At 57.5% G+C, this 21,360-nt stretch carries 24 protein-coding genes; 11 read left to right on the forward strand and 13 right to left on the reverse strand.

The window, feature by feature from the left end; translation table 11 throughout:
* Positions 1-19: 19 nt before the first annotated feature.
* Entirely contained in the window at positions 20-496 is a 477-nt protein-coding gene (locus B9Z52_RS08780; RefSeq protein WP_108413588.1) for a MarR family winged helix-turn-helix transcriptional regulator, read from the reverse strand.
* Between the two features lie 169 nt (positions 497-665).
* Here B9Z52_RS08780 and recA point away from each other — a divergent pair, with 169 nt between their 5' ends.
* Together recA and recX are read left to right on the forward strand one after the other, a co-directional pair.
* Positions 666-1,757: a recombinase RecA gene (recA, locus tag B9Z52_RS08785; protein WP_233251895.1), complete on the forward strand. Its 1,092-nt coding sequence runs from the start codon at positions 666-668 to the stop codon at positions 1,755-1,757.
* 14 nt (positions 1,758-1,771) lie between these two features.
* Complete coding sequence (gene recX / locus B9Z52_RS08790; RefSeq protein WP_108413474.1) at positions 1,772-2,257, forward strand: recombination regulator RecX; 486 nt, start codon at positions 1,772-1,774, stop codon at positions 2,255-2,257.
* 3 nt (positions 2,258-2,260) lie between these two features.
* Here the strand turns inward: recX and argC are convergent, their stop codons facing one another.
* Positions 2,261-3,184 (reverse strand): N-acetyl-gamma-glutamyl-phosphate reductase, encoded by a 924-nt coding sequence (gene argC / locus B9Z52_RS08795; RefSeq protein ID WP_108413475.1) that lies wholly within the window; start codon positions 3,182-3,184, stop codon positions 2,261-2,263.
* 189 nt (positions 3,185-3,373) lie between these two features.
* Between argC and sucC the strand changes: the two genes are divergently transcribed.
* From sucC to B9Z52_RS08820, 5 genes are all read left to right on the forward strand, one after another.
* The gene (gene sucC, locus B9Z52_RS08800) at positions 3,374-4,534 is read left to right on the forward strand and encodes an ADP-forming succinate--CoA ligase subunit beta (RefSeq protein WP_108413476.1); all 1,161 of its coding nucleotides are present in this window, start codon (positions 3,374-3,376) and stop codon (positions 4,532-4,534) included.
* A 78-nt stretch (positions 4,535-4,612) separates the two neighbouring features.
* Positions 4,613-5,509 (forward strand): succinate--CoA ligase subunit alpha, encoded by an 897-nt coding sequence (sucD, locus tag B9Z52_RS08805; protein WP_108413477.1) that lies wholly within the window; start codon positions 4,613-4,615, stop codon positions 5,507-5,509.
* 122 nt (positions 5,510-5,631) lie between these two features.
* Positions 5,632-6,306 carry a TerC family protein gene (locus B9Z52_RS08810; RefSeq protein WP_108413478.1) on the forward strand — a complete coding sequence of 225 codons (675 nt, stop codon included), beginning with the start codon at positions 5,632-5,634 and terminating at the stop codon, positions 6,304-6,306.
* A 69-nt stretch (positions 6,307-6,375) separates the two neighbouring features.
* Complete coding sequence (locus B9Z52_RS08815) at positions 6,376-6,858, forward strand: pilin (protein WP_108413479.1); 483 nt, start codon at positions 6,376-6,378, stop codon at positions 6,856-6,858.
* Positions 6,859-6,915: 57 nt separating this feature from the next.
* Positions 6,916-8,385, forward strand: a complete 1,470-nt coding sequence (locus B9Z52_RS08820; RefSeq protein ID WP_108413480.1) for a PglL family O-oligosaccharyltransferase — start codon at positions 6,916-6,918, stop codon at positions 8,383-8,385.
* 63 nt (positions 8,386-8,448) lie between these two features.
* Here the strand turns inward: B9Z52_RS08820 and B9Z52_RS08825 are convergent, their stop codons facing one another.
* The 4 genes from B9Z52_RS08825 to B9Z52_RS08840 all read right to left on the reverse strand — a co-directional run bounded on the left by B9Z52_RS08825 (position 8,449) and on the right by B9Z52_RS08840 (position 11,460).
* Positions 8,449-8,985, reverse strand: coding sequence for a DUF2878 domain-containing protein (locus B9Z52_RS08825; protein ID WP_108413481.1), 537 nt, complete (start codon positions 8,983-8,985; stop codon positions 8,449-8,451).
* A 147-nt stretch (positions 8,986-9,132) separates the two neighbouring features.
* The gene (locus B9Z52_RS08830) at positions 9,133-9,888 is read right to left on the reverse strand and encodes a transporter substrate-binding domain-containing protein (RefSeq protein WP_108413482.1); all 756 of its coding nucleotides are present in this window, start codon (positions 9,886-9,888) and stop codon (positions 9,133-9,135) included.
* A gap of 48 nt (positions 9,889-9,936) precedes the next feature.
* Positions 9,937-10,788: a metal-dependent hydrolase gene (locus B9Z52_RS08835; protein ID WP_233251896.1), complete on the reverse strand. Its 852-nt coding sequence runs from the start codon at positions 10,786-10,788 to the stop codon at positions 9,937-9,939.
* A 27-nt stretch (positions 10,789-10,815) separates the two neighbouring features.
* Positions 10,816-11,460, reverse strand: coding sequence for a carboxymuconolactone decarboxylase family protein (locus B9Z52_RS08840; protein ID WP_108413484.1), 645 nt, complete (start codon positions 11,458-11,460; stop codon positions 10,816-10,818).
* A gap of 161 nt (positions 11,461-11,621) precedes the next feature.
* Here B9Z52_RS08840 and B9Z52_RS08845 point away from each other — a divergent pair, with 161 nt between their 5' ends.
* Positions 11,622-12,428: a substrate-binding domain-containing protein gene (locus tag B9Z52_RS08845; protein ID WP_108413485.1), complete on the forward strand. Its 807-nt coding sequence runs from the start codon at positions 11,622-11,624 to the stop codon at positions 12,426-12,428.
* Positions 12,429-12,495: 67 nt separating this feature from the next.
* Here the strand turns inward: B9Z52_RS08845 and moaC are convergent, their stop codons facing one another.
* Positions 12,496-12,984 (reverse strand): cyclic pyranopterin monophosphate synthase MoaC, encoded by a 489-nt coding sequence (gene moaC, locus B9Z52_RS08850; RefSeq protein ID WP_108413486.1) that lies wholly within the window; start codon positions 12,982-12,984, stop codon positions 12,496-12,498.
* 81 nt (positions 12,985-13,065) lie between these two features.
* Here moaC and B9Z52_RS08855 point away from each other — a divergent pair, with 81 nt between their 5' ends.
* On the forward strand, positions 13,066-14,595 hold the full coding sequence (locus tag B9Z52_RS08855) for a M48 family metalloprotease (RefSeq protein WP_233251897.1): 1,530 nt from the start codon (positions 13,066-13,068) through the stop codon (positions 14,593-14,595).
* 5 nt (positions 14,596-14,600) lie between these two features.
* Here B9Z52_RS08855 and B9Z52_RS08860 read toward each other — a convergent pair whose 3' ends face one another.
* On the reverse strand, positions 14,601-15,290 hold the full coding sequence (locus tag B9Z52_RS08860; protein ID WP_108413487.1) for a TerC family protein: 690 nt from the start codon (positions 15,288-15,290) through the stop codon (positions 14,601-14,603).
* Positions 15,291-15,650: 360 nt separating this feature from the next.
* On the opposite strand from B9Z52_RS08860, the gene B9Z52_RS08865 reads away from it, so the two are divergent.
* On the forward strand, positions 15,651-16,106 hold the full coding sequence (locus B9Z52_RS08865) for a DUF3717 domain-containing protein (RefSeq protein WP_108413488.1): 456 nt from the start codon (positions 15,651-15,653) through the stop codon (positions 16,104-16,106).
* Between the two features lie 33 nt (positions 16,107-16,139).
* Here the strand turns inward: B9Z52_RS08865 and B9Z52_RS08870 are convergent, their stop codons facing one another.
* The 3 genes from B9Z52_RS08870 to purB all read right to left on the reverse strand — a co-directional run bounded on the left by B9Z52_RS08870 (position 16,140) and on the right by purB (position 19,370).
* The gene (locus tag B9Z52_RS08870) at positions 16,140-16,700 is read right to left on the reverse strand and encodes a YaeQ family protein (RefSeq protein WP_108413489.1); all 561 of its coding nucleotides are present in this window, start codon (positions 16,698-16,700) and stop codon (positions 16,140-16,142) included.
* 5 nt (positions 16,701-16,705) lie between these two features.
* Positions 16,706-17,872, reverse strand: a complete 1,167-nt coding sequence (locus B9Z52_RS08875) for an ATP-binding protein (protein ID WP_108413490.1) — start codon at positions 17,870-17,872, stop codon at positions 16,706-16,708.
* Between the two features lie 97 nt (positions 17,873-17,969).
* Positions 17,970-19,370 (reverse strand): adenylosuccinate lyase, encoded by a 1,401-nt coding sequence (gene purB, locus B9Z52_RS08880; RefSeq protein WP_108413491.1) that lies wholly within the window; start codon positions 19,368-19,370, stop codon positions 17,970-17,972.
* Between the two features lie 120 nt (positions 19,371-19,490).
* Between purB and B9Z52_RS08885 the strand changes: the two genes are divergently transcribed.
* Positions 19,491-20,105 carry a glutathione S-transferase N-terminal domain-containing protein gene (locus tag B9Z52_RS08885; RefSeq protein WP_108413492.1) on the forward strand — a complete coding sequence of 205 codons (615 nt, stop codon included), beginning with the start codon at positions 19,491-19,493 and terminating at the stop codon, positions 20,103-20,105.
* Positions 20,106-20,151: 46 nt separating this feature from the next.
* On the opposite strand, the gene B9Z52_RS08890 is transcribed toward B9Z52_RS08885, so the two are convergent.
* Positions 20,152-20,586: a nuclear transport factor 2 family protein gene (locus B9Z52_RS08890; RefSeq protein ID WP_108413493.1), complete on the reverse strand. Its 435-nt coding sequence runs from the start codon at positions 20,584-20,586 to the stop codon at positions 20,152-20,154.
* Positions 20,587-20,588: 2 nt separating this feature from the next.
* Positions 20,589-21,359 (reverse strand): SDR family oxidoreductase, encoded by a 771-nt coding sequence (locus B9Z52_RS08895; protein WP_108413494.1) that lies wholly within the window; start codon positions 21,357-21,359, stop codon positions 20,589-20,591.
* Between the last annotated feature and the right edge of the window lies 1 nt (position 21,360).

A 21,360-nucleotide genomic window follows, 5' to 3' on the forward strand; every position in this document is an offset into this window, starting at 1 on the left:
GCTTTGTGAGGGCATTGCTTCAATGCGCATAAGCTTCCAAACCCAAAGCCACCACGGTCGCCACTTCTGTCCCCACTGCTTGTTGAAACTCTGCCTCGGCCTGCGATACCGCATCCTTGAAGGCTTGCAGCCACGCCAGCCCATCGGCTGTGAACACCACACGCTTGGCGCGGGCATCTTTCAAGTCCGATTGCCTTTGCACCAAGCCCCAGGCGGTGCACTGGTCCACCAAATCACCCATGGCCTGTTTGCTCATGCCCGCGGCTTGCGCCAAATCCGTCAGCCGCGACCCCTCAAGCGCCAAGTGCCGCGTGATGTGCACGTGCGCTGCGCTGATTTGGTCCCGAGCGGCCAGGTTGGCCAAGGCCAGTGGCGCGCCGTCGTTGTGGGCCATCAGGTGCAATACCCGCTCGTCAAAACGCCGCATGGCGTGGCCCAGCAAGCGTCCCAAATGGGTGTGACGCCAGCGCTCGTCCTGAGGTTTGGACTTGTCCATGGCAGCAGAAAGTGGCGGATTTTCCATGCCTCTAATGGTAAGGAAAACTGACCAAAAATACTGTTTACTCGTTTATACAGTTCGTTTACAGTACTGTTCACGCATCCAGTAAAGCGCGGGCTTTTCAGGGAGCGGATGCCCCAAACCATTGATATTCAAGGAGATTTCCATGAGCGAAGTGAACACCGAAAAAGCCAAAGCCCTGCAAGCCGCACTGGCCCAGATTGAAAAACAATTCGGCAAAGGCACCATCATGCGCCTGGGCGAGGGCGAAGTGATCGAAGACATCCAAGTGGTCTCCACTGGCTCATTGGGTCTGGACATCGCCTTGGGCGTGGGCGGCTTGCCCCGTGGCCGCGTGATCGAGATCTACGGCCCTGAGTCATCCGGCAAAACCACATTGACTTTGCAAGTGATTGCCGAAATGCAAAAAATCGGTGGCCAATGTGCGTTTGTGGATGCCGAACACGCCCTGGATATCCAGTACGCGCAAAACCTGGGTGTCAATCTGCAAGACTTGTTGATCAGCCAACCCGACACCGGCGAGCAAGCCCTGGAGATCGTGGACAGCTTGGTCCGCTCCGGTGCAGTGGACCTGGTCGTCATCGACTCGGTGGCCGCGTTGACGCCCAAAGCCGAACTTGAAGGCGACATGGGCGACAGCCTGCCCGGCCTGCAAGCACGTTTGATGAGCCAGGCGCTGCGCAAGCTGACCGCCACCATCAAAAAGACCAACTGCACCGTCATCTTCATCAACCAAATCCGCATGAAGATCGGCGTCATGTTCGGCAGCCCCGAAACCACCACCGGCGGCAACGCACTCAAGTTCTATGCCTCGGTGCGTTTGGACATCCGCCGCACCGGCACCATCAAGAAAGGTGACGACGCGATCGGCAACGAGACCAAGGTCAAAGTGGTCAAAAACAAAGTCGCGCCCCCTTTCAAGACGGCCGAGTTCGACATCCTGTTTGGCGAGGGCATCAGCCGCGAGGGCGAAGTGATCGACATGGGTGTGGAAGCCAAGGTCATCGAAAAATCCGGTGCCTGGTATGCCTACCAAGGCGAAAAAATCGGCCAAGGCCGAGACAATGCCCGCGAGTTCTTGCGCGAAAACGCCAACCTGGCCGTTGAAATCGAGAACAAAGTGCGCGAGTCCTTGGGCATTCCTTTGTTGGCCGTACCTGAAGCATCGGCGCCTAACGCCACGAAATCTGGCAAAGCGCCGAAAGAGCCCAAAGAAACCAAAGACCCCGCTGCTTGAAAGCGCGCAGCAGCATGAGCGAAGAGCAGCAGCCAACCCAAGCCCACAAGGGTTTGGGGTTTCAGCCCTCCCTCAAAGGCCGCGCCTTGCGGCTTTTGAGCCAGCGCGAACACTCACGGGCAGAGCTGGAACGCAAGCTGGCCACCCACGAGGAGACGCCCGGCGAGTTGGCCAAAGCGCTGGACGAGCTGCAGGCACGGGACTTCATCAACGACGGGCGTGCCATCGAATCGGTGGTCAACCGCCGTGCCGGCAAGCTGGGCGCGGCCCGTGTGCGACAAGAACTGGCCGCCAAAGGTCTGTCTGGCGAAGCAGTGACCGAAGCGATGGACGCTTTGCGCGAAACCGAATTGAGCCGCGCACAAGAAGTCTGGCGCAAGAAATTCGGTCAACCGCCTACCGATGCCCATGAGCGGGCCAGGCAAATGCGCTTTTTGATCACCCGAGGCTTTGCCGCAGAGGTGGTGCGCCGGGTCATCCAAGGCGACGACGATTTGTAGGCTTTACAGCCCCAGCATCAGCTCGATGTTTTGCACCGCGGCACCGCTGGCCCCCTTGCCCAAGTTGTCCAAACGGGCGATCAGCACCGCATGGCGGGCTTCTTCGTTGGCAAAAACGCGCAGCTCTAGCTTGTTGGTGTCGTTGAGCGCCAGCGCATCGAGCTTGCCGTTCTCCGTAGCGGGCTCCACGCTGACCCAGCCGCCTGCCGTGCGACTGGCCGCATAGTGGGCACGCAAGGCGTCTTCCAAATCAGCGGCTTTGGGTTGGCCGGGCAGGGCGTCCAGATGCAAGGGCAGTTGCACCAACATACCCTGGCGGAAGTTGCCCACCGCTGGCACAAACAACGGACGGCAGGTCAAGCCTGTAAAACGCATGATTTCCGGGACGTGCTTGTGCTGAAGGCCCAAAGCATAGGCTTCGTGCAACGGCGCTTTGCCCGCCTCGTAGTCTTCAATCATCGCGCGGCCACCGCCCGAATAACCGCTGACAGAAGGCAAGCAGACCGGGTAGGTGGCGGGCACCAAACCGGCTTGCACCAAGGGGCGCAGCAAAGCAATTGCACCCGTGGCGTAACAACCGGGGTTGGCCACACGGTCTGCGGCGATCACGGCCGCGCGTTGGCCTGCGGCCAGTTCAGGAAAACCATAAACCCATTCGGGGTTGCAGCGGTGCGCGGTCGACGCGTCCACGATACGGGGCTTTTGGCCGGGCAAACTGTCGATCATGGCGACCGACTCGATGGCGGCATCGTCGTGCAGGCACAGCACCACCAGATCGGCCTCGGCCATGAGTTCACGCTTGGCCTCAGGGTCCTTGCGGCGAGCCGGATCAATGCTCAACACTTGAACTTGCGGCATCAGCGCCAGACGCTCACGAATCTGCAAGCCCGTGGTGCCGGCTTCGCCGTCGATGAAGATTTTGGCCATTTCTGTGTGCTTCCTCGTTAAATCAAGCGCTCTGCGTCATGTCGCTGTAAGACGCGGAGCTCAGTATTGGTGCGTTGCAGCATGATACAGTCGAAGGCTGCAGTGTCCAGCGCCTGCTGGCGGATCTGACCCTTACCCAGGGCACCCCGGCGGACCGGTCTAACTTCCACCCCTCTGAGAGAAGACCTCATGAAGATTCACGAGTACCAAGGCAAGGAAATCTTGCGTCAATTCGGTGTGCCCGTTCCCCGTGGCATTCCGGCATTCACCGTTCAAGAGGCTGTTGAAGCCGCTCAAAAACTGGGCGGCCCGGTTTGGGTGGTCAAGGCCCAGATCCATGCTGGTGGCCGTGGCAAGGGTGGCGGCGTCAAAGTGGCCAAAACCATTGAAGACGTCAAGCGCATCTCCGGCGAAATCCTGGGCATGCAGCTCAAGACCCACCAGACCGGCCCCGAAGGTCAAAAAGTCCGTCGCCTGTACATCGAAGACGGCGCTGACATCAACAAAGAATATTACGTGTCCGTGGTCACCGACCGCGCCACACAGAAGATCGCTTTCATCGCTTCCAGCGAAGGTGGCATGGACATCGAGGAAGTGGCCCACGCCACCCCCGAGAAAATCATCACCGAGTTCATCGATCCGCTGACCGGTCTGGGCGACGAACAAGCCAAGAAGATCTCTGACGCCATCGGCATGCCTGCAGACTCCACCGCTCAAGCTGTGGACATCTTCAAGAAGCTGTACCAGTGCTACATGGAAACCGACGCTTCCTTGGTGGAAATCAACCCCCTGAACCGCGACAGCAAAGGCAACGTCATGGCTTTGGACGCGAAGTTCAACTTCGACGCCAACGCTTTGTTCCGTCACCCCGAAATCGTGGCTTACCGCGATCTGGACGAAGAAGATCCGGCCGAAGTGGAAGCTTCCAAGTTCGACTTGGCCTACATCAGCTTGGACGGCAACATCGGTTGCTTGGTCAACGGCGCTGGCTTGGCCATGGCCACCATGGACACCATCAAGTTGTTCGGCGGCGAGCCCGCCAACTTCCTGGACGTGGGCGGCGGCGCAACAGCCGAGAAGGTCACTGAAGCTTTCAAGATCATGTTGTCCAACAAGAATGTCAAAGGCATTCTGGTCAACATCTTCGGCGGCATCATGAAGTGCGACACCATCGCCACCGGCGTGATCACCGCTTGCAAGGCCGTGAACCTGTCCGTGCCACTGGTCGTGCGCATGAAGGGCACCAACGACGAGCTGGGCAAGAAGATGCTGGCCGAATCCGGTCTGCCCATCATCTCCGCCGACACCATGGCCGAAGCCGCGACAGCCATCGTCGCCGCCGTCAAGTGAATTCAAGGTTGAGCGTTCAGCGCAGAGTGTGATTTCACGCCCAACGCAGAACGCCCAACGCTCAACCAAGGAACCTACATGTCCATCTACATCAACAAAGACACCAAAGTCATCACCCAAGGCATCACCGGCAAGACCGGTCAGTTCCACACTGAAAAGTGCCAGGAATACGCGAACGGCAAGAACTGCTTCGTCGCGGGCGTGAACCCCAAGAAGGCTGGCGAGTCCATCTTCAACATCCCAATTTATGCTTCCGTCAAGGAAGCCGCCACACAAACTGGCGCGACCGTGTCCGTGATCTACGTGCCCCCAGCAGGCGCAGCTGCTGCCATTTGGGAAGCCGTAGAAGCCGACCTGGACATGGCGATTTGCATCACCGAAGGCATTCCAGTGCGTGACATGCTCGAAGTGCGCAACAAGATGAAGGCCAAGGAAGCCGCTGGCGGCAAGCGCACGCTGCTGCTGGGCCCCAACTGCCCAGGCCTGATCACCCCTGACGAAATCAAGATCGGCATCATGCCCGGTCACATCCACCGCAAAGGCCGCATTGGCGTGGTGTCCCGTTCGGGCACTTTGACCTATGAAGCCGTGGCGATGCTGACCGAAGTGGGCTTGGGTCAATCCAGCGCCGTCGGTATCGGTGGCGACCCGATCAACGGTTTGAAGCACATCGAAGTGATGCAGGCTTTCAACGACGATCCAGACACCGACGCCGTCATCATGATTGGTGAAATTGGCGGTCCAGACGAAGCCGAAGCCGCCATGTGGTGCAAGGCCAACATGAAAAAGCCCGTGGTTGGCTTCATCGCCGGTGTGACGGCCCCTCCCGGCAAGCGCATGGGCCACGCTGGTGCCTTGATCTCTGGCGGTGCCGACACGGCCGATGCCAAGCTGGCCATCATGGAAGAGTGCGGCTTCATCGTCACACGCAACCCGTCTGAACTGGGCAAGCTGCTCAAAGCTCAGCTGAAGTAATCCCATTAGGGCAATTACGCACGCCTTTGCAGGTATGGCCCGTTAAACTCGGGCACCTGCAACTCTAAGCGCTGTCAACGCAGGTTGTCAGCGCTTTGTCTTTTATACCTACGGAGAACAACATGGACATGCTGCAAACCGCTGATTTCTGGATCGGCTTGCTGAAAATCATCTGGATCAACATCATCCTGTCGGGCGACAACGCGGTCGTGATCGCTTTGGCCGCTCGCGGCCTGCCCCCTCACCAGCAACAAAAAGCCATCATGTTTGGCTCCGGGGCGGCCGTTTTCCTGCGCATTGCGCTGACGGTGGTGGCAGCCAAGTTGCTGGCCTTGTCGTACCTGCAAATCATCGGTGGCATATTGTTGCTGTGGATTGGCACACAACTGCTGGGTGGTGAAGACGAAAGCGACGAAGGCCATGACCAGAACCACGGTTTGTGGGTTGCCATTCGCACCATCCTGATTGCCGACTTGGTGATGAGCCTGGACAACGTGATCGGCGTTGCCGCTGCCGCCAAAGGCAACATGACTTTGTTGATTTTGGGCTTGGCCATCAGCATCCCCTTGGTGATTTTCGGCAGCAAGCTGATGATCGCCCTGATGGAACGTTTCCCCGTGATCGTGACACTGGGTGCAGCCTTGATCGGTTGGGTTGGCGGCGAAACCATCGTCAGCGACGTTGCGCTCAAATCCGTGGTCGAGGCCAACACATGGCTGCACTACGTGGCACCCGCTGCTGGCGCTGCTTTGGTCCTGACCATTGGCAAAATGGGCCACAAAGCCAAGACCGAATGAGGCCAAATGGGTGGAGTTTCGGTGGTGATTGAATTACCATCGAATTCCATTCAACAGGGAGCAGGTGCCATGATAAACAGGCAACAAGGTTTGACATTGATTGAGCTGATGATCGTGATTGCGGTCATCGGCATTCTGGGCGCTTTAGCGCTGCCGGCGTATCAGGACTACACCATCCGCGCCAAAGTATCTGAATTGCTGCTGGCGGCCAATGGTTGCAAAACGGCTGTGAATGAAGCAGTGAGTTCTTCATCGGATGCAAATGTCTCGGCCGTGCTGCCCAAAGCGTGTGACACCCAAACCAGCAAATACGTCAGCAGCATGGCCGTCGATGGCAATGGTGTGATCACCGTGGTGGGTAACCATGTGACATTGCGCGGCAGCACAAGTGCTTCTGCCAACACCATCGCATTGACCCCGCTGCAAACCGGTGACACCGCCGTCAATGGCAGCACTGACGGTGGAAAACCCATTGCCGGTTGGCGCTGTGGTCCATCCACCAGCAATGGTTTGCCAGTCAAATATCTTCCTGCTTCGTGCAAAGCCTCTTGATTTGCCATATCGACACCAACGCCCTGCCAACCGCAGGGCGTTTTTCATGGAAACATCATGGTTGAGCTTGATCACCGAAGAGCCAACCGAAACTGGCTTGATCTTGTCTGCGCCCTCTTGCTCATCTTGCCGTGGGTTGAGCCTTGGGCACCAGCGCCTTTGCCCAATGTGGTGCCGCTTTTGGTCAGCTGGGCTTGTATCGGACTGCTCATGGTGCTTGGGCACACACTGCGCCCATTGGACATGGCCAGAGCCTGGGCCATCGCAGCAGGGGTCAGCAGCATCATTGGCCTCTTGCAATATTTCGGACAAGCTGATTGGCTCAGCCCATGGGTTCACGTCCCCGATCACTTGGGTGAAGCCATGGCCAATCTGCGCCAACGCAACCAACTGGCCACGCTGACGGCGATTGGCATCGCAGCGGTGCTGTGGTGGGATCAAAACGGCCTCAAACGCACCCATGCCTGGTGGATGCTGGCGCTGCTGACGATGGGCAATGCCGCCACCAACTCCCGCACCGGCTTGCTGCACATGTTGGTAGTGACCAGTTTGGTCATGGTGTGGTCGCGACTGGGCCGTCCAGAACAAGATCGGCTGTCTTGGCGACTGGCGCTTGCTGGCTGCGGCCTCTATGCGATGGCCATCTGGGCGTTGCCTCAATGGCTGTCGATGACTGCTGGATTGGACAGCCTGAACGCCGTGACAAGGCTGGGGAACAACGACGGCTGCAGTAGCCGCAAAGTACTCTGGCACAACGTGCTAGAGCTCATTGCCCAAAAGCCCTGGTGGGGTTGGGGTGTGAATGAACTCAAATATGCACATTACAGCGCCACCTACCCAGGCGAGCGGTTTTGCGACATTCTGGGAAACGCTCACAACGGTCTTTTACAAATGGCTTTTGTGCTTGGCGTGCCCATTGCGGGTTCTATCACGCTTGGATTGGCCACACTCACATGGGCCCTGCGACCCTGGAAATCTCGTCCATTGCATCACCAAATGGCATGGGCCGTTTTAGCCGTGATCGCCTTGCACAGCTTGCTGGAATTTCCGCTTTGGTATGGCCCGTTTCAAATGGCCACCCTGCTGAGCATCGTGCTGCTCGTACCGCACGGGCTGCAAGCGTTGGCTTTGAACCGTCAATACATGCGCATCGCGGGCTCCATCATCTTGGCTGTAGCAGCTTTTATTGCAGTGGACTATTCGCGTGTGCGGCCCATCTTCATCCCGGCCAGCCAACGCTGGAGCATATGGCCTGGCGATGCGATGGCCTCGGCCAAGCAGAGCATGTTGTTTCAGACCACTGCTGAATTTGGTGAATTTTCGCTGACCCCAGTGACTCCCGAAAACGCTGCACACATGCTCAAAAGCGGTGAGGCCCTGCTGCACTACTCACCCGAACCCCAAGTGATACGCAAAGTGATCACAGCGGCAATACTGACCGGAGATAACGAAACGGCCCAGCGGCATCAAATGCTCATGGACAAGGCGTTCCCGGCAGCACCGGGATCACTCAAAGTGGGTCCATGAAGGGCCCTGACTTACCCAGCACCGTGCCCGATTTTTTGATGAATGGGCTGTTTGACTCGAAGCTCATGGTTCATTGAGGGTGTGGCCGGTGGCCATTTTCTGGGCCAGCCAGACCATGACCGGTAACGCTATCAGCCAGCACAAGCCCAACTGGGCAATATGCGCATGCGTGACCACCAGTGAAGCTGCGCCCAGTTGAGCACCTGCTATGTAATTCATGGGCCCCAGCAGCGCCCCCAATGCAGCCGACAGGACAAGCGGCCTGGTTTTCAAAAAGGCCAGTGAAGAATTCAAGGTCATGCCAAACAAAAGCCAGAGCATCCAAAGCCACATGGGACTCAATGGTCCCACCGCCCAACCATTAAAACGGATCACGCCTGAAGCTTGAAGCGTCGAGTCCAATACGGTGCCGATGAACATGACCAGCGCAGCGATCTTGCATTCCCGCCTGCGATTTTGACTCCAGTACACATGCGCGCAGGCCAAGGCCACAGCATAGACCAGTGCCGCCCGGTCGAGCCCAAGGCCTGCGCTCACGACGAGGACCCACCAAGCGGATTGAAAGCCGACTGCGTTGAGAATGCGGTTCATGGTGCCCATTCTATGGGCCCGGCGCTTGAAGTCTTGAGCGAAAGGCCTGTCGCCGTTATCCTGGAGCAGGAGACCACACAGTGGACGATGGGCTGGCGCACATCCCTAGAACAATTGAGGATTTTGGAAATACAAAGGCGCTGGGGCAGTTCCCGGTCAGGGCGCGATGATCGCGCCCTCAATTTGGTGACGCAGCAAACTTTGGCGGACAAACCCACTCAATTTCATGCGAACAACAAACTGGTTCAGGAATTCTTTGGCTGCCGGTGTTGTGTCTGAAGCTTGTCCCATCGCTTGTTCGATCACCATGAAGTGGCCAGGCAACAAGCGCAGATCGGCAAACTTTTGGGCGTCTGATTCCAATTGCTGCTTGACGCCAGCGGCCACATCGAAGGGGCCATTCAAGAAAAAGGGGACCACCTGCGGTGAAGTCGGGGCCCTGACCAATTGAGCGCTTTTGAGTTCTCGTGTCAAAAACAAATCATAGGCACTGCCTCGACCCACCACCACGCGGTGGCTGCGCTGATCAACTTGTGCGTTGTCGATCAATGGCGAATCCTTTTTAACCAAGTAACTGCCCTCGATCAGGACATAGGGCGGCGTGAATGCAATGCCTTGTCCTCGGACGGGATCTATCGCAAAAAAACCAATGTCAGCCTGGCCTTGTCGGACCGCCTGGACCGATTGGGCGGCAGCGTTGACTGGCACCAATTGCAAAGGGACTTGCAAAGTCTCGGCCAGTGCACGGGCCAAATCTACAGAAACACCCTCCGGTTCCAGGCCGTTAGAAACCAGGCGTGCCAAGATAGGGTTGCCCAAATTGATCACGGCTCGCAAAGTTCCAGTGGGTGCCATTTGCTGTGCGATGTCATGCGTGGTTTGAGCAAGCGCCACATGGCCTGGCAAGACCATGCAACAAAACCACGCCAGCAGCCTTTTCAAAGCGAATAGACGCAACGCTTAGAACGCCAGAGTTTGCCCTTCGGACATGGGCACCACTCGAACACTGCTGCCCTTCATGGCCTTTTGAAACTCGTCCAAAGTGCCAGTCGCTAGGGGGTTGGAGTTGTAGTGGATCGGGATCACCATTTTGGGGTTGATCCAGTTGCGTGCTGCAAAAGCGGCATCTTCAGGGTCCATGGTGAAGTTGCCGCCAATGGGCATCAAGACCAGATCGGGCTTATAACGTTCCGTGATGAATTTCATATCCCCAAACAAGCCGGTATCGCCCATGTGCCAAATCTTGAAACCGTTTTCCATTTCGATGATGTATCCAACGGCTTCGCCTGCGGGATGGGACTCCAGCTTTTCGGTTGCAGGATTCTTCCAAACCAACAGCGAGGAGTGCTCCGCTTGCACAGCCGTGACCTTGATGCCCGGAAGCGGTTTGATGCTTCCCGACTTATTGAAACGATGGGTCAATTCAGCCGGCATGACACCCAACGTGACCAAAGGCGTGATCATGTCAGCGGGACCGTAGAGTACCGTTTTGTGCAGTTTGGCCAAGGCCGGGGCATCACCGAGGTGATCGACGTGCGCGTGCGTGACGAGCAGCAAGTCCACTTTGCCCAAGGCTGAAATATCGGTTTTGTAAGGGGCAGGGGTTTTGGGGCCACCGGTCAACCACGGATCGATCACGATGGTTTTGCCTCCGGGTGACTTGATGCGAAAACCCGCTTGGCCCAGCCACAAAAGTTCCGTTTTAGCGCCCGCTGATGCAGGGTCAGTTTGCGCTGTTGCGCTTTGTAGCGTGAACGCGACCAAGCTGGCAATAACAAATGCACCAATGCGCATTGAACGATATCCATTCATATTTTTCTCCAGAAATTCAATTGCACGTCAGTGAGGTGGAAAGGGCAGTGGTTTGCCTTCGGGCGGCATTTCCTGACCGATGGCCAGCAGCATGGCAACGGTGACATACGTTCCACTGACCGCAACCAAATCAACAATTTGTTGGTCAGAAAGCACTTTTTTGGCTTTGTTGAAAAGTGCATCCGAAACTTCATGCGATTTCATGAGCGTCATACAAAGCTCATAAACCACTTCTTCGTCAGCCGCCATGTTCCGTGGGCGAATACCCTGCTTGAGGTCGTCGGCAACAGATTGCGGCAATCCGGCTTTAAGTGCCAAAGGATAGTGCGCATACCACTCAACTTGAGATTTCCATTCATAGCCTTGAATCAAGATGGCAAATTCATTGAGTCGCGTTGGCAAAGATGTGTTGAAGCGTAAATAGTCGAGCAACTTCTTCATGCGGTCCGCATAGACGGGACTGCGAAACATGATGTTGTAAGGACCGCCAAGTCCAACACTGGAAATCTGGATGATTTCTTTGGCAAGGGCCTGTCCTTCGGGTGCGATTTGCTCCAGAGTGATTTGAGGAAACCGCTTGGCTTGCCCAGCTGTGGGTGGGGTTTGGGCCAGCGCCGCAATGCCCACAGCACACAGTGCGAGGGTGATGGCATGTTGTATGCATTTTTTCATGAAGTTCTCCTAGCGCCGCTAGGTTGCGCTTTTTGAATGCCCGCGGTGCTAGGGATAACCCGATTAACTTCATCCAAGTTGATGATTTCAGTCGCCTGCAAGACATCACGGGCCTTTTGTCGCAAGCGGCTCAGAGGCTATGACGTTTTCATCGTCGAATAATGTTGAAAAACCACCCACGGAGTTGCGTCATGAACATGTCCATTCATGGAGCCTTGCAAAAAACCATTGCAGTGCTCACGATCTTTCTGGCCACCACGTGGTCCTGCCACTCATCTGAGCTGGTCGTTTGGAGTGCGGGAGCCGTCAAGCCGCCCCTGGAAGATTTAGCGCCCGAATTCCAAAAGGCCACGGGCATACAGCTGCAAGTTGAATATGCGCCCGTGGGGGTTTTGATGCGTCGATTGGCGCAAGGCAATATGCCGGATGTGCTGATTCTTTCCGCCGAAGTGGTGAAAGAAACCGAAAACAGGGGATGGGCTCCTATGGGCTCAGCTGTGCCATTGGGCAGTGTGGGCGTGGGAATTGCCGTCAAACAAGGCCAGCCAATACCCGACATTTCGACGCCTGAGGCTTTGCGCAATGCACTTTTAGCTGCACCAAGTGTCACTTACATGGACCCCCAAAAAGGCACCAGTGGGAAGCATTTTGCCAACGTGCTTGATCAATTAGGCATCGCCGATCAAATGCGCGCCAAAACAACATTAGGCGATATTGGTTACGTATTGGAGCCCGTAGCGCGTGGCGAGATCGCGCTGGGAATTCAACAAATCACCGAAATTTTGCCCGTCAAGGGTGCCGTGCTGGTGGGCCCTTTGCCACCACCTCTCCAAAAAATCACCACTTATTCGATCATGCCAACGGTCAAGGCCGCTGACTCTGCATCAGTCGTCAAGTTCCGTCGGTTCTTGCAGTTACCTGCAGCCCAAGCGGTGTTCAAGCTCAAAGGCTTCATCGTGGAATACTGAAATACCCCCTGCAAGCGCTCATCTCGGCAAGTTGTGTTGAAACTTTGCGCTGTTGATTTGTGAGCGATCAACTGCCCGCCACGAAACTCCCCGACTTGCCCCCATGCTTTTCCAGCAAGGTCACGCCGTTGATGGTCATGCCCCTGTCGACTGCTTTGCACATGTCATAAATGGTGAGCAGAGCCACTTGCACGGCGGTCAAGGCTTCCATCTCCACACCGGTCTGGCCCACGGTCTCGGCAGTGGCTTTGCAGACCACGGTCGATTCAGCAGTGAACACTTCAAAGTCAACCGCCACGCGGGTCAAACCGATCGGGTGGCACAGCGGGATCAACTCACTGGTCTTTTTGGCCCCCATGATGCCAGCGATGCGAGCAATACCCAGCACATCGCCTTTTTTGGCGGTGCCCGATTCAATCAACGCCAACGTAGTGGGTAGCATGGTGATGCGGCCGATAGCTAGAGCCACGCGCTTGGTGGTCACTTTGGCTCCCACGTCCACCATGTGGGCCTGCCCTTGGGCGTCAAAATGGGTCAAAACATCAGAGGTCGTCATGGCAAGTGAGGGTCCAAATCGTTTACAAGAAATTCACGGGTATGGGTCATCATACGGCTATTGAATGGGACACTCCTTGTTGTGAAAAACAAATTCCAACGCACGAAACTGCTCATCGGACTGCTTTCCGCCAGCCTGTGTTTTCAGCCAGCGTGGCCACAAAGTGCAGCCCTTCCGTCTTTGGGCGATGGCGATGGCATCTCTCTGGCGGCTGAACGCAAACTGGGCGACCGCATCGCCCGCGAGTTGTACCGCGACCCGGACTATTTAGAAGACCCGGTATTGGATGAGTACATTCAGCGCCTGTGGGCACCCTTGGTCAAGTCTGCTGCCGCACGTGGCGAGCTGTCACCCGAGCTGCAAGAACGTTTTGCCTGGCGCATCCTGCTGGGACGCGACCGCAGCGTCAACGCCTTCGCTTTGCCCGGTGGCTATTTGGGCGTGCACCTGGGCTTGATTGCGGTGGTGAGCACGCACGACGAACTGGCCTCTGTGCTGGCCCATGAATTGAGCCACGTCACCCAGCGCCACATTGCGCGCTCGATGGGCGAGCAAGGCAAGATGACGCCTTGGGTCATCGGCTCCCTGATTCTGGGCATGCTGGCCGCTAGCAAAAGCGCTCAGGGCGCACAAGCCCTCATCGTTGGCGGACAGGCGGCCGCCATCCAGTCGCAGCTGAGCTATTCACGCGATATGGAACGCGAGGCCGACCGTGTGGGATTTGGCGTCATGAGCGAAGCGGGCTATGACCCCCAAGGCTTTGTCGGCATGTTCGGCAAGCTCCAGCAAGCCGCTGGAATCAACGACAACGGCGCATACCCCTATCTGCGCAGCCACCCACTAACAACCGAGCGCATCGCCGACATGCAAGCCCGTTTGCAATTGAGTACAGCGCCGGTGCAAAAGGTGGTCGATGTGGAACAAGCCATGTTGTCGGCTCGCGCACGCGTGTTGTCGCAGGGCAATGTCGATGCCTGGCGTGCGTCCACACAGACAAGCCAGATCAACTTGCCCCAAGCCACGGCGACCACCAAAGCAGGCGCTTGGTATGGCGCAACCTTGGCCCACATGCAGCTCAAGGACTTTGCGGCGGCCGATCGCAGTTTGCAAAACCTGGAGCGTGTGGTGAACGGCCAAAACGCCCCGGCTCGCCTGGCCAAATTGCTGCGCGCCGAGTGGGCAGCAGCCCAAAACCGCTGGGATGCGGTGGTGCCATTGCTGGCCCCTCAGGGTCAACCATCCAAACTGGACCGGCCTGAACTGATCGCCACAGCGCAAGCCCTGCTGCACCTGCCACCCACGCCCACACGCACAGAAGTGCTGCGCCAACTGCGCGAACAAGTGCAAGCCTTCCCATTGGACGCGCAAGCATGGAACACATTGGCCAGCATGCTGGCCGTGCAAGGGTTGCAATTGCCCTCACTGCGGGCCGAGGGGGAAGCACAGATGGCCCGCATGGACTGGCAAGGCGCAATTGACCGCTTCCGCGCCGCGCAAGATTGGGCTAAAACGCATGCTCTGCAGGCGAGCGATCACATCGAAGCGTCGATCGTAGACACCCGCTTGCGGCAAGCCCAAGCGCTGGTGCGCGAGATGCAAACCGAGCGCTAACCCACTCAGACATTGGTGGCGGTGCTGGCCGTTTTGGCGGTCCACCAGCCGGCCCCCAAGACCAAGACGATGGCCAGCAGGTAAGTGGTCCAACGCCAGATCGCTTGGGATGGTGCATCGAACACGCTGTCCAGCAAGGGCTCGTCCACGATCATCTTGGCCGCTGTGAACGCCAGCACGGCAGCGCCCAAATGGATGATCACCGGAAAACGCTCGACCAACTTGAGCACAACCGAGCTGCCAAACACCACAATCGGCACGCTGATGAGCAAACCCAAAATGACCAGGTCCCACGAACCATGGGCCGCACCTGCCACACCCAACACATTGTCCACCCCCATCAGCGCATCGGCCACGATGATCGTCTTCATGGCACCCCAGAACGTGGTGGCAGCAGGCCCGTGCTGATCGTGGTCACCGGCATCGGCGATGAGTTTGTAGGCGATCCACAGCAGACCCAAACCACCCACCAGCATCAAGCCGGGGATTTGCAAGAGCCAGACCACGCCCAGGGTCATGACCGAGCGCACAGCGATCGCGCCAACAGTGCCCCAGACAATCGCTTTCTTTTGCAAGTCAGGCGGCAGCCTACGGGCGGCCAGAGCGATCACGATGGCGTTGTCGCCCGCCAAAACCAGGTCAATCAGAATGATCGCCAACAAAGCCGACCACCAAGGTGCAGATAAAAATTCCATGACGAGACTCCCATTTCAGATTTAAAGCTGTACCGGGTATCGTGAATGTGCAGGCGTTTACGCCACAAACCTCGATGCACCTGTACAGATGATCGAAGGTCTTGCTCGACGCCAAAGTCTGGCGCCTGATGAACCGGAAGCCATAGCTTCGTAATGACGGCTCATCATGGGTCACATGGCATTGCACCGTGTGACGCGAGGGAGCTACTCCCCTTCAGAGTCAGATTACACCTGAAGTCGGCTTGTCCCCTCAAAACCGAGGGAAATTCTCAAGCTGACCAGCCTCGAAAAAAGCTCAATCGTGGATCCCCTGCTGTACCGGCCCTGCGGCTATGATTGCCGGCTCACATTGAAATCCACATGGCAGGCATCCACATCACCGACATCGAAGCTGCCATCAACCACTGGCGGATCAAGAACCCCTCACCAGACGGGGTTGCTTTGCCACGCGAATTGCGCGCCTTAGGCGATGTTTATGGCCAGATGGTGTACTTTAAGCAGGACCTTGCAGATGAATTCAGCCTGCCCTTGGCCGCTGCACAGGCCTGGCAAGACTGGTATGCCAGCACACCCGACACGCCATGCATCGCGATTTGCTCAACCAGCCAGGGTGATGACATGTGCAAAGGCTGCGGTCGCACGTTTGAAGAAGTGCAGTTGTGGACCGAGATGACGCCGGGTGAAAAGCGCGCCGTGTGGCATCGCATCAGCATGGAAGGCACCTCCTGGCGCTTCAACAAATACGCAGAACGTGCCGCCGAAGACCGCCAATGGGCCAAGGCGGCGGCAGACGCTCAAACCAAGCTGGATTTGTAGGTCGAAGCTCCAGCTCTGACGCCCCGGTTGGCTTTATTTCCAGCGCGTCAACTCGATGTGCACGCTGCCCTTGTCGCTGCTGAAGGTGACTTCACCTTCTTGCACCGTGGCTTGCAGCTGCATGCTGCGCTCGGCCAATTGGGCCAACTCCTGTGAACGCTCCGTGGGCACACGCCAGACTTGCAGTTTGTCCAGCCGGGTGAGCTTGGTCTCGATGCCCTTCCACCAGACTTCGGCCGCATGGTTGAAGCAGTACAGCAACACCTCATCGGACTTCTGGCAAGCCTTCATGATGGGCTTGTCCTCGGGCTGGCCGACTTCGATCCACATGCGGGTCTGGCCAGTGAAGTCGCGCAAGCTCACGTCCGGGTCGTCCGGGTCCGACAGGCCCGCGCCAAATGCCAACTTGCCGTCGCCCTTGCACACGGCCTGCAGCTTGTAGGCGTTGATGGCCAGCGCAAGAAGGCGGATCATCATGCGCTCGTCCGTCTCGCTCGGGTGACGCGCCAGCGTGAGCTGGTGGTCTTCGTAATAGCTGTGATCGATGTCAGCGATCGACAGGTTGGCTTTGTAGATGGTGGATTTGAGGGCCATGGTTTTTAGTCTTTGCGGGCCAACATGCGCCAACCCAACAGCTGAACGCCGTTGCGAAGGACGGACGTTTCGCCGCCGTAAATCAGTAAAGGAGTGCAGGCCTCTGCAGCTGCCATGCTGGCAGATCGCTGGCCCGCGCGTACGTAGTCACCCGTGGGTGTTTGACCGGATTTGATCTCTACCGTCTGCAAAAGGCCTGTGCCAGTTTCATACAGCAAATCGGCTTCCAGTCCGTTGTTGTCTCGCCAGAAATGCAAGTCAGAGGGTTGGCCTTGATTGGTTCGATGCTTGAAAAATTCGCTGACCACCCAGTTTTCAAACAAGGCGCCTCGTGCTGGATGCAGGCTCAATTGCTCTGGCTGGCGAATCCCCAGCAACCAGCACGCCAAGCCCGTGTCCACAAAGTAGAGTTTGGGTGATTTGACCAAGCGCTTGCCAAAGTTGCGGTGGTACGGGGTCAGCACAAACAAGACATCACTGGACTCCAGCACCGACAACCAAGCTCGTGCCGTGGTGTGGCTGATGCCCGCCTCACTGGCCAATGCACTCAGGTTCAGCAATTGTCCGGTTCGCCCGGCGCACAAGCGCACAAATCGCTGGAACGTGGCCAGATCCTGCACCTGCAGCACTTGCCTGACATCCCGCTCCAAATAGGTGGTGATGTAGCTCGCAAACCAGTCCACAGGCTCGCTCGATGCGCCCGTGTTCAAAGCAGGGTAACCACCACGCCAAAGCGCTTGGTCCAGTGTCGTCTCCCCGTTCCCAACACCGGCAATTTCTGCGGCAGAAAAAGGCAGCAAGCGGCTCATGGCCACACGCCCGGCCAAGGACTGCGTCACCCCGGCCATCAAGCCGAACTGCTGCGACCCCGTCAGGATGAACCGTCCCGGTGTCCGGTCCTCATCCACCAGCCCCTGCAAATGTGAAAAGAGATCTGGCCAGCGTTGCGCCTCATCAAAAATGGCACCCTTTGAAAACCGCGCTAAAAATCCCCTCGGGTCTTCCTCAGCGAATGCGCGCTCTGTGGGGTCTTCAAGAGAGATGTACGGCTTTTCGGGAAACAAGTACCTGGCCAACGTGGTTTTGCCAGACTGTCTCGGGCCAGTGATGGCCAGCACAGGAAACGACCCAGCCAGCCGCTGAAGCGTGGGGGCAATTTGTCGTTCGATCATGCGACAATTTTATACAAATTGAAGAAAGGATCTTCAATTTGTATAAACCACCCCAAACCACGGCCCCGCAATGCCCTGCGGTGGTGGTCAATATGACTCAAACCCGGCGGGCCAACTCTGCGGCCTTGCCGACATAGCTGCCAGGCGTCATGGCCAGCAGGCGGTCTTTGTCGGCTTGGGGGATCTCCAGGCCTTGGATCAAGCCATGCAAGTCAGCAGCGCTCACCGTCTTGCCCCGGGTGACTTCCTTGAGCTTTTCGTAAGCACCCTGCACGCCATAGCGGCGCATCACGGTCTGGATTGGCTCGGCGAGCACTTCCCAAGCGGCGTCCAGATCAGCGGCGAGCGCTTCTTCGTTGAGTTCGAGCTTGCTCAGACCCGTCATCAAGGAGGCATAGGCCAGCGCCGTGTAGCCCAAGCCCACGCCCATGTTGCGCAGCACGGTCGAGTCGGTCAGGTCACGCTGCCAGCGGCTGATCGGCAGCTTTTCGCTCAGGTGCTTGAGCACAGCGTTGGCCAGGCCCAGGTTGCCTTCGGCGTTTTCAAAGTCGATCGGGTTGACTTTGTGCGGCATGGTGGACGAGCCGATCTCGCCCGCCTTCAAGCGCTGCTTGAAGTAGCCCAGGCTCACATAACCCCAGATGTCGCGGGAGAGGTCGATCAAGATGGTGTTGGTGCGCGCCACAGCGTCGAACAGCTCGGCCATGTAGTCGTGCGGCTCGATCTGAATGCTGTAGGGCTGGAAGGTCAGGCCCAGGCCCCAGTGGCTGTCTTGCGTTTCGCTCAGTTCGGGGGTTTCGACCACCCGCTTGGCAAAGGCTTCCCAATCGAAGTCGGGCCAGGCCGACAGGTGGGCGTTGTAGTTGCCCACCGCGCCATTCATCTTGCCCATGAGCTTGATGGCAGCGATCTTCTCCCGGCAGCCGTTCAAGCGCATGACCACATTGGCGATTTCCTTGCCCACGGTGGTGGGGCTGGCGGTCTGGCCATGTGTGCGGCTGAGCATGGGCACGTCAGCAAAAGCGTGTGCCATGTCGCGCAGCTTGGCGATCAAGCCATCCAGGCCCGGCAAAATCACTTGGGCACGTGCGCCCTTGATTTGCAAAGCGTGGCTGGTGTTGTTGATGTCTTCGCTGGTGCATGCAAAGTGCACAAACTCGCCCACATGCTCCAACTCGGGACGGTCCTTGAACTTGGACTTGATCCAGTACTCCACGGCCTTCACATCGTGGTTGGTGACCTTCTCGAATGCCTTGATCGCGACAGCGTCGGCCTCGGAAAAGTTTTTGACCAACGCCGTCAGGTAACTGCGGGCACCGGGGGTCAAAGGTTTGAACTCGGCAAAGCCCGCATCGGACAAGGCGATGAACCAGGCGATCTCTACCTGAACACGGCGGTGCATATAGCCCTGCTCGCTCATCAGCGGACGCAGGGCATTGAGTTTGCTGGCGTAACGGCCATCCAGCGGCGAAAGGGCGGAAATGGGAGAGAAATTCATCCTCTGATTGTAGTTGGCGAGGCATCCATGGCCCAAAGGGGGGCTTGTGGACATTTGTCAGCGCTACGGCACGAACGTTCACCTAGAATTAACCGTCAACCTCTAACGCTCAATGGTCATATGAAACTCATCGGCTCCATCACCAGTCCTTACGTGCGCAAAGTGCGCATTGTCATGGCCGAAAAAAAACTGGATTACCAGTTCATCAGCGAGGACGTGTGGTCTGCCCAAACCCGCATCCATGAATCCAACCCTTTGGGCAAGGTACCCTGCCTGATCATGGAAGGTGGTGAAGCTGTTTTCGATTCCCGCGTGATTGTGGAGTACTTGGACACTTTGTCTCCCGTGGGCAAGCTCCTTCCTTCTGCGGGCCGTGAGCGCGCCGAAGTCAAAACATGGGAAGCCTTGGCGGACGGCTTGCTTGACGCCGCCTTGCTGGCACGCATGGAGTCCGTATGGACAGGTCGTACCGATGGTCAACGCAGCCAAGCCTGGATCGACCGCCAACTGGACAAAATTCAGCATGCACTCAGAGCCATGAGTCTTGGATTGGGTGACAAAGCCTTTTGCTCAGGTATCCACATGAGCCTGTCCGACATCGCGGTGGGCTGCGCGGTAGGCTATCTGGACTTCCGATTTCCGCAAATCGACTGGCGCACGCCCTATCCGAACTTGCACAAGCTGTACGAGAAACTGTCACAACGTCAGAGTTTCATCGACAGCCTACCCGCTTGATGAGACCGCAGGCCAGCGCTAAGGCTCCGACCTGCAACAGATCGTTTCAAGTGTTGGCGCGTTTTTTGAGCCAACGCATGATACCGCCCACTACCGGCAGTTTTTCATAGAGCTCTTCTGCGGCATCCCAATAATCGCGGTGCAAAATGACCAGTCCATGATCGTTAAACAGGATGTGGCTGCCGCCGCGCACAGTCTGAAGGCTGTGCGTGTCAAACCGCTTGAAGCGGAAACGGAATTCCCACGTCAAAAAGGCCTGCGACCCATCGACCAACTGGCCCGTGATGACGAAATGCGGGCCATCGAGCGCCACATACATGTGCCGAAAAATGCGCTCAATCTCAGGCAAACCTTGCACCTCGTTGAAGGGGTCTTTGAATCGGGCTTGGCCGTCATAAAGATCGGGCAACTGCGCCACGCTGTCCGGCGTGAGCTTTTCAAAATACTCGGCCAGTCGGGCCGTGGCAAGGCGTGTGTCCATGCTCAAAGTCCTGTGAAGCGCCGCACCAGCGGGAAATACCAACAGTAAGGCAGAACCCGCAAAAGCTTGAGCCACAGGGTGAAGCGCTTGGGAAAGTGGATGTCAAACTGACCTTTCCCCCAACCCTTGAGCATCTCGCGGGCGGCCTCTTCGGGGCTGATCAGGGCGGGCATGGTGAACTTGTTTTGCGCCGTCAAAGGCGTGTCCACAAACCCCGGATTGACCACGCTCACGCCAATGCCTGCATCTTGCAAGTCCAGGTACAAGGTCTCAGCCAAGTGGATCAATGCCGCCTTGGTGGGTCCATAGGCCAAGCCATTGGGCAAACCGCGCCACCCTGCCACGCTACTGAGCAAGCTGATGTGGCCGCTGCGCTGCGCCAGCATGCCGGGCAGCACCGCATCGAGCACATGCAAAGCGCCTTGGTAATTGACCTTGTCGTGCTGAAGCATGTTCTCCAAGTCCATGGCGGTGGCGCGTTGCGCCTGGTAATAACCGGCGGCATAAACCACCATGTCCAGCGGGCCTTCAGCCAGCAGGGCGTGGGCGGTGGCCTGCACCTGGGCCGGATCGCACACATCGAGCGCGCGCCACTGCACACCCAAATCCTGTGCGGCCCAATCCAGCACGGCTTGGGGCTTGCGGGCCGACACCACCACTTGCGCACCGGCAGCACGCAAGGCCTGCGCGCAGGCCAGGCCAATACCGGTCGATGCCCCCACCAGCCAAACACGGCGGCCTTGCCAATTGGCGATTTGTGGATTCAGACCCATG

This window comes from Limnohabitans sp. Jir72, assembly GCF_003063575.1.
In the GTDB taxonomy this organism is placed as follows: Bacteria; Pseudomonadota; Gammaproteobacteria; order Burkholderiales; family Burkholderiaceae_C; genus Limnohabitans_A.